This is a genomic window from Micromonospora sp. AMSO12t, from assembly GCF_008806585.1.
Classification (GTDB): domain Bacteria; phylum Actinomycetota; class Actinomycetes; order Mycobacteriales; family Micromonosporaceae; genus Micromonospora; species Micromonospora reichwaldensis.
In genome coordinates this window covers 1-6,397 of record NZ_WAAS01000328.1, presented here as the reverse complement: position 1 = coordinate 6,397, position 6,397 = coordinate 1, and the positions used below count along the sequence as shown (strand labels likewise).

5 protein-coding genes are annotated in these 6,397 nt (G+C 69.9%); 1 reads left to right on the top strand and 4 read right to left on the bottom strand.

Annotated features, from left to right (window positions below; genetic code table 11):
- On the bottom strand, positions 1–2,821 hold a 2,821-nt coding region (mobF, locus tag F6X68_RS29435; RefSeq protein ID WP_192581590.1), incomplete at its 3' end, for a MobF family relaxase.
- A gap of 235 nt (positions 2,822–3,056) precedes the next feature.
- Between mobF and F6X68_RS29430 the strand changes: the two genes are divergently transcribed.
- Entirely contained in the window at positions 3,057–3,485 is a 429-nt protein-coding gene (locus F6X68_RS29430; protein ID WP_151457302.1) for a hypothetical protein, read from the top strand.
- Between the two features lie 822 nt (positions 3,486–4,307).
- Here F6X68_RS29430 and F6X68_RS29425 read toward each other — a convergent pair.
- The 3 genes from F6X68_RS29425 to F6X68_RS29415 form a co-directional block, all read right to left on the bottom strand.
- The gene (locus F6X68_RS29425) at positions 4,308–4,751 is read right to left on the bottom strand and encodes a hypothetical protein (RefSeq protein WP_151457301.1); all 444 of its coding nucleotides are present in this window, start codon (positions 4,749–4,751) and stop codon (positions 4,308–4,310) included.
- Positions 4,752–4,898: 147 nt separating this feature from the next.
- Positions 4,899–5,540: a GGDEF domain-containing protein gene (locus F6X68_RS29420; protein ID WP_151457300.1), complete on the bottom strand. Its 642-nt coding sequence runs from the start codon at positions 5,538–5,540 to the stop codon at positions 4,899–4,901.
- Positions 5,541–5,827: 287 nt separating this feature from the next.
- Positions 5,828–6,340 carry a hypothetical protein gene (locus F6X68_RS29415; protein ID WP_151457299.1) on the bottom strand — a complete coding sequence of 171 codons (513 nt, stop codon included), beginning with the start codon at positions 6,338–6,340 and terminating at the stop codon, positions 5,828–5,830.
- Positions 6,341–6,397: the final 57 nt, after the last annotated feature.

Below are 6,397 nucleotides of genomic sequence, written 5' to 3'. Positions count from 1 at the left end.
CGCGGGGCTCGTCGTCGGTGACGACGTACGCCTCGTTGAGCGTTCGGGCGCGGGTCAGCATGACGTAGACGCGTTCCAGGGAGGTGCTGTCGTCGATGAGCGCGCGGGCGGTGTCGACGGTTTGTCCTTGGACGGAGTCGACGGTTTGGGCGTACGCGAGGTGGATGTGCCGGGCGGTGTAGGCGGCGGGCAGCACGGTGGTGGTGCCGGTGACGACGTTGGTGACGTGCAGTTGGCGGTTGCGGGTGACGGCGTCGATGCGCCACTGGTCGCGGTTGGTGACGTAGTCGGGGCCGGCGGCGATGCGCCGGTCGTTGCGGCGGGTGACGATGATGTCGCCGACGCTGGCGGTGTTGCCGTCGCGCAGGCGTACCGCTGGGCCTCGTACGTGACCGGCGGCGATGAGCATGGCCCGGGCGCGGTGGGCGATGTCTACTGCTTCGTCGTTGGTGTCGACGAGGATCAGGCTGCGGCGCCCGGTGGTGGTGTCGGCGAGCCAGCGGGTGAGCATCTGGTCGACGAGGTCGGCGCGGTGTCCGCCGATGAGGCGGTGGTGTCGGTCGTAGTCGGCCAGGACGGTGATGTCGCCGTGGCGTAGCCGCAGCGAGGCGGATCTCTCCCATGGCTGGTGGAAGCGGTGCACGTCGGTGAGGGTGCGGGCGACGCCGAGCGTGGCGAGGTAGCGCAGCAGTCCGCCGGGGCCGACGGCGGAGGTCTGGTGGGGGTCGCCGACGAGGACGAGCTTCCCGCGTACCTGGTCGAGTTGGAGGGTGAGGCGGGCGAGGTCGTGGCTGGAGACCTGGGACGCCTCGTCGATGATGACCCACTGTCCTGGCGCGAACTGCCAGTCGCGGGCGCGGGTGCCGGCGGGTGGCCGCTGTTGGGCGTGCAGCCATCGGGCGATGTTCTCCGTGCGCAGTGTGGTGCCGTCGGGTCGACGGGTGGCGTCGGCGAGTAGGTTCGCGGCGGCTTGGCCGACGGTGAGACCGAGCACGGGTACTCCCGCGTGGGCCGCGGCGGCGACGACGGCCCGTTGCAGGTGCGTCTTGCCGCTGCCGGCAGGACCGATGACACTGGTGACGCGGCGGTCGTCACCGACGATGAACCGTAGGACGTCGGTCTTCTCTCCCAGCAGGTTCGATTCGGTGATGGCGGCGTTGATGGCGTGTGCGGGTGCGGGTCGGGCACCGCGCCGGCGGGCGTAGGCGATGACGTGCTGCTCGGCGGCCAGGACGCTGCGGGTGGTCAGGTGAAGGTCGCGGTGGCGGGTGTATTCGCTGTGCTGGTCGCTGGCGCGTTGCAGGCTCGGGCCCCACTGCACGAGCGCGGGAGGTGTCAGGACGCGCAGGCCCGCGGTGTGCTGGGTGATGGCTGTGGCGGCGAGCTGCTGCACGCGTCGCCAGTCGTCGGTGGGGGAGTGGCCCGGGGTGATGCCGAGGGTTCGGCCGATGGCGAGTTCGAGGTGGTCGGGGCCGAAGACGGCGCGTTCGCGGCTGAGGGTGTGCACGGCGCGGGCGACCGCGAGGCGTTCGTCGGCACGCACGGCGGCGTCGAGGACGCGCGGCCAGTGAGCGTGCGGAACGCGGAGCTGGGTGGCGGCGGCCCGCAGTGTGGCTTCGTCCACGGTGGCGGCGCTTCCGGCGATACGCCGGGCACGGCGCAGCACCCTGGCCGCGGTGTCGGTGGTGGTGTCGTGTGCGTGGCCGGCGAGCAGGCGGCTGATCTGTCCGCTGGTGTCGAGGCCGGCCTTGCGGTCTTCGGCAAGCCACCGCCGCACGGCCTCGTGCGTGGACTCGGCGCCCTTGTGCGGTTGGCGGGTCCGCAGCGTGGCGTGCTGCGCCCGTGCCCGCCATCCTCGTGCCGAGGTGCGCTGTTGCGGGTTCGGGGTGTGCTGTAGGTGTTCGGTGATGGCGGTACGGCGTTTGGCGTAGTGGCGCAGGGACTCGTCGCTGATGCCGACGATTTCGCGGATCCCGGAGTCGGGGCGGGGCGCGAAGGTGATGCCGCGGCGTTTGCCTAGCTCGGCTTCGATCGCGCGTTCGTAGGCGATCCGGGCGCCGATCGCGGCGCGGTAGAGGGCCTTGCCGTCCAGCGCCAGCCACTGGGGGTCTGCGTCGTGGGTGCGGGCGAGGACCTTGGCACTGATGACGATGTGCGCGTGCAGTTGGGGGTCGCGTGCGCGGCTGAGGCGGTGGTCGAAGACCATGGCCGCCAGTCCGGCGGTGTCGAGCTGCCGCACGCCGCCGGCGCCGGCGCGGGCGTAGGTGCCGTGGCGTTGTAGGTGAGCGAGCACAGCGCGGACACCAGCGTGGTGGGCGGCCATGACGTCGCGTTTGACGTCGTCGTCGCCGAAGGCCCACAGCAGCGACACGCTGTTTACCGGGGACGCGGTGACGTCGTACCCGGACACGGCCCGGCGTTCCGGGGCGGTCATCGCGTCGTACCACGCCTTGTCTCGCTGCTCGACCGTCGCATCGGGCGGAAGAAGGTCCAATGCCCGCTGCGCGGCGGCAGCCCGGTACTCGTCGGTCTGCGGCGCGTAGGTGCGCCATCGCTGCCCGAGCTGATGGCCGACGCGCGGGTGCCGGCCTTCACCGATGAGCAGACGCATCTGCTTCTCGGTGACCCAACCGCTCACACCCAGCACCGTGGCGCCGTCACCGGCCCACCACCCAGGACTCTCGCCCCGCGCGGTCGGGTCGGTGTAGTAGGCGGTGGGGTCATCGCTGGTCGGGGCGCGCAGGTCGTGCCGTCCGGCGGCGACCTGCTCCATCACGTACCGGTATCCGCTGCCCGGCGAGATACGCGTGATGGCCAACATGCCGAAACCGTAGAAGATCAACACCATAGGCGGCTATGGAGAATGCAAGAGGGTGTGTCGCCTCTAAAGTGAGTAGATGATCATGACGGGTGTGTTTGGGCAGGCAGGCGTATGTGTGGCTAGGTGGGAAGCGCTTGGCAAATGAATTCTGGAATTGCGGCTACTGTCGAACAAATTGGCAGATTGATGGGCTGGGAATGTGTTGGCGGTCGTGGAATGTCGGTACGGTCGTTGCATGGCAAGTCAAACGGGGAATGACGCGGTCCGCGCACTTCGGGCGCGGCAAGAGGTGGAGCGGCGCGCGGTGCGGGCCGTCGCGCAGTCCGGAGCGGCGGTCGCCGAGGTCGCGCAGCGGCGCGCTGAAATGCTGGCGAAGCTCGACGGGGAGGTCCGCGACGCGACGGCGGCGCATGAGCTGTCGGTGGTGGTCCTGGCGGCGGTTCTGCGTGATGACGCGTTAGCCGCTGAGTTGTCCGGGGTGGACGTGAGCAGGGTGCGTGCGCTGCGGCGCACGGCGGACGGGGCAGCGGTACGGGAGCGCGTCGCGCAGCTCGGCGTGGTGGTGCCGCGTCGTCGCGGCCGTCCCCGCGTGGCGGACAACTTCTCGCGCGGGGGCCTGGTCGACGACACGGCGTCAGCCGCCGGACCGACGGCCGGCGGCTGAGCGGAAGGCGAGCGCGGATCAGGTCATGTCCAGCCCGCAGCCAGGGCACACGAGGGCAGTTCCTTCGTCCAGCCAGAGTCCGTCCTGTTCCACTGCGGTGCACTGCTCGGAGGTAGGGGCGGGCCAGGGACCGACGATGACCTGTCGACCGGGGTAGACCCACTGCTGCTCCCGCGCGCCGTGGAAAGCGACGGGCGCTGTGGGGCGGGCCAAGGGGAGAGTGTGGCGGTAGCGCAGCTCGGTCCCGTCCAGGTTGGTAGGGGTGTGCGGGGGCAACTTGCGGTGCACGCTGGCGCGGAAGCGGTCGAAGTTGTCGTATGAGGGCGAGCACAGCTCGGCGCGGTCGATGAGGGCGAGTGCTTCATACGGCAGGTCCCGGCGGTGGTGGTCGCGGGCCGCGTCCAGGTGAGCGGCGGCCCGGGCGTCGCGCTCGGCGCTGATCGCGTAGTGCCTGCGTGGTGCGGGGCGCGGTGAGGGTGTCGGGGTGGGCGGCGAGGTGTGCGGCGACCGCGCGCCAGATGGTGTCTCGGCCGTGCCGGTCGGTGAGGGCTTCTAGGTGGCCGTCGGCGAGGTAGCGGACGGTGTCAGCGGTGGAGAAGGCGAACGGACCATTGTGATAGTTGGGAGCCCAGTCCTGGCAGACGTGAGCGATGGTGATCCGATCGGTGCGGCTGAGGGGACTCAAGATTCTGCCTTCCATTGACGGTGCGTCCGTGGGGTGAGGGGCGGGAGCGGCAGCCGGCGGCGGCGTGCTCGATGCGCGCCGACGCCGTCGCGGTGCGGCGGCCCGGCCGCCGAGTTGGCGGCCGGGCCGCGCGCTGATCAGTCGGTTTGACCGAGGAGGCGGCGGTGGTCGCCGGTGGTGACCCATCCGGCGGTATCGCCGAAGAGTCGTTCGGCGCGGTGGGCGAGCGTGATCGAGTACAGGTCGGGTCGCTGCGCGTGGTGTTTGCTGCTCTGCCAGAGGTCGAGCAGGAGGGCGGCCAGGCGCAGTGTGTGGCGCATGCGGCCGGGGTTGCAGGCGTCGCAGTGGTGGCGGCGGGCGTACTTGATCAGGGCGACGGTGGCGGCGCGTAGCTCGATGGCGGCGGCGGTGTTGTTGATGCGTGTAGTGGGCCACGTCGGGGCGTGCTCGCAGAGGTGCAGGACGGTAAGCGCCTGTGCCATGCGGCGGCGGGCAGTGTCGAGCAGGTGAAGGATGTGCCGTGTGCGCTGGTCGGCGGGCAGGGTTGGTAGGAGCATGGTGGGGCCGGCTGGTGCTGCCATGGGGGACTCCTGCTGTGGGGTTTGGTGGGGTGTTCGAGCGGGGTTCGCTGTCCCCCCTCGAACACCTGTTGCTTAACCGCTGAGGGCTTTTTCGTCCGGGTGGCCGGAGGCCTCTTCAGTGCTTCGGGCCACCCGAACGGATGCCGGCTACCGGTAGCGGCGGCGCTGCTTAGGGCGCTTCGTGGCGACGGTCGCGCCGATGTTGGGGTGCCACTCCTTGACGCCTCCGCCGCGTCGCTTGGCCGCGTACATGGCTGCGTCTGCTCGGCTGAGTAGGTCGGCGGCGGTCACCTCGTTGTGGTCCGCGAGGGCGAGCCCGAGACTGGCGTAACAACCGAAGTTCGTTTCCCCGAGGGCGACCGTCGCTGCGTCGAGAGCCTGAGCGGCGGCCTTGGCGTTGATCCGGGCGGTCTGCATGCCGTCGTCGGTGATGATCATGAACTCATCGCCTCCCATTCGACCGACCTTCGCGCGCGAAAGGTCGAGCGCTGTCAGGGTGTTCGCTACCTGGCAGAGCACGAGGTCCCCGGCGGTGTGGCCGTGTTCGTCGTTGATCTCTTTGAAGCGGTTGAGGTCGAGAAGAGCGACGGCTACCGGGCGGGCGGGGTCTGCGAGCAGGGTGTTGAGGTGCCGGAGCAGGGCGCGGCGGTTCGGCAGTCCGGTCAGCGCGTCGTGGTCGGCTTCGTGGCGGGCGGTGGCCAGGTCTGCGCGAAGCTTCGCGTTGCGCATGAGAAGGGCGATGCATGACGCGGTGGTGGTTGCGAGCAGGATCGTGGATGCGGTGAGCATGTGTGCTCTCCCTCGTAGGGGTTTGTGTGTGGTGTGCGGTGGGGGTTCGCCGTCCCCTCCGAACAGTGCTTACTATACCCGTTTCGACGTCTGTTGGCTACCTGTGTCCGTCCTGTTCGGACTTCAGATTTTATGATCTTGATGGTTGGATGCCGGCGGCTACGCCGACCAGCTCGCGGCGTGCGGCCGGAGGCCGCTTCCGGTTTCCGGTCCGTCAGGACCGGGCCTGCGACCCGCCACCGACCGGCGGCGGCCGGGGTGGGTCGCCGCCGGTCGGTGCTTGTTTGCTAGTCGGTGGTGGGTGGCTTGATCTGTTGCACGCGGTGCAGTTGCGTGATGAGGATTTGAGCGGCGGGCGTGTGCGTTCGGTGATCCCAGATTCGCCGGTAACCGCTGGTCCAGAGCAGCCGCCAGGCCTGGGCGGCGTGGCCTGAGCGGACGCCGGCCGGGTCGCCGGTGGATGCGGGTGCGTCTGGTGGCTGGGTGCGGTAGCGGGTCATGGTGCCGGCGAGCATGGGGCATGCTGTCACGCTGTATTGGGCGCACTCAGGGTGCATGGCGGGCTCTGTCGAGATGAGCCGGGAGAGGTCGACGTCTCGCATGGCGAAGACGAACGGCGGGGACATCTCGTAGCCGCAGGTTTGGCAGATGCGGTCGGTCAGGGCTGCTAGGAGCCGTTCGGCGTCGATGGCTCCGAACCGGTGTCGGCCGTCGGGCATTTGCATGGTGATCCATGGCACGACCAGGCCGCCGACGGTTGGGCGGTGCCGCAGCGTCACCGGGATGGGAATCTCGAGCATGAGGGTCTTTCTGGCTCGGGTGGTGCCGGCCGGAGGGCCCGGCCGGCACCGGCGGTC

Bases quoted from the DNA above. Each gene is read 5' to 3' on its own strand.
- F6X68_RS29430 (WP_151457302.1), top strand. From the start codon at position 3,057: ATGGCAAGTCAAACGGGGAATGACGCGGTCCGCGCACTTCGGGCGCGG.
- F6X68_RS29425 (WP_151457301.1), bottom strand. From the start codon at position 4,751: ATGGCAGCACCAGCCGGCCCCACCATGCTCCTACCAACCCTGCCCGCC.
- F6X68_RS29420 (WP_151457300.1), bottom strand. From the start codon at position 5,540: ATGCTCACCGCATCCACGATCCTGCTCGCAACCACCACCGCGTCATGC.
- F6X68_RS29415 (WP_151457299.1), bottom strand. From the start codon at position 6,340: ATGCTCGAGATTCCCATCCCGGTGACGCTGCGGCACCGCCCAACCGTC.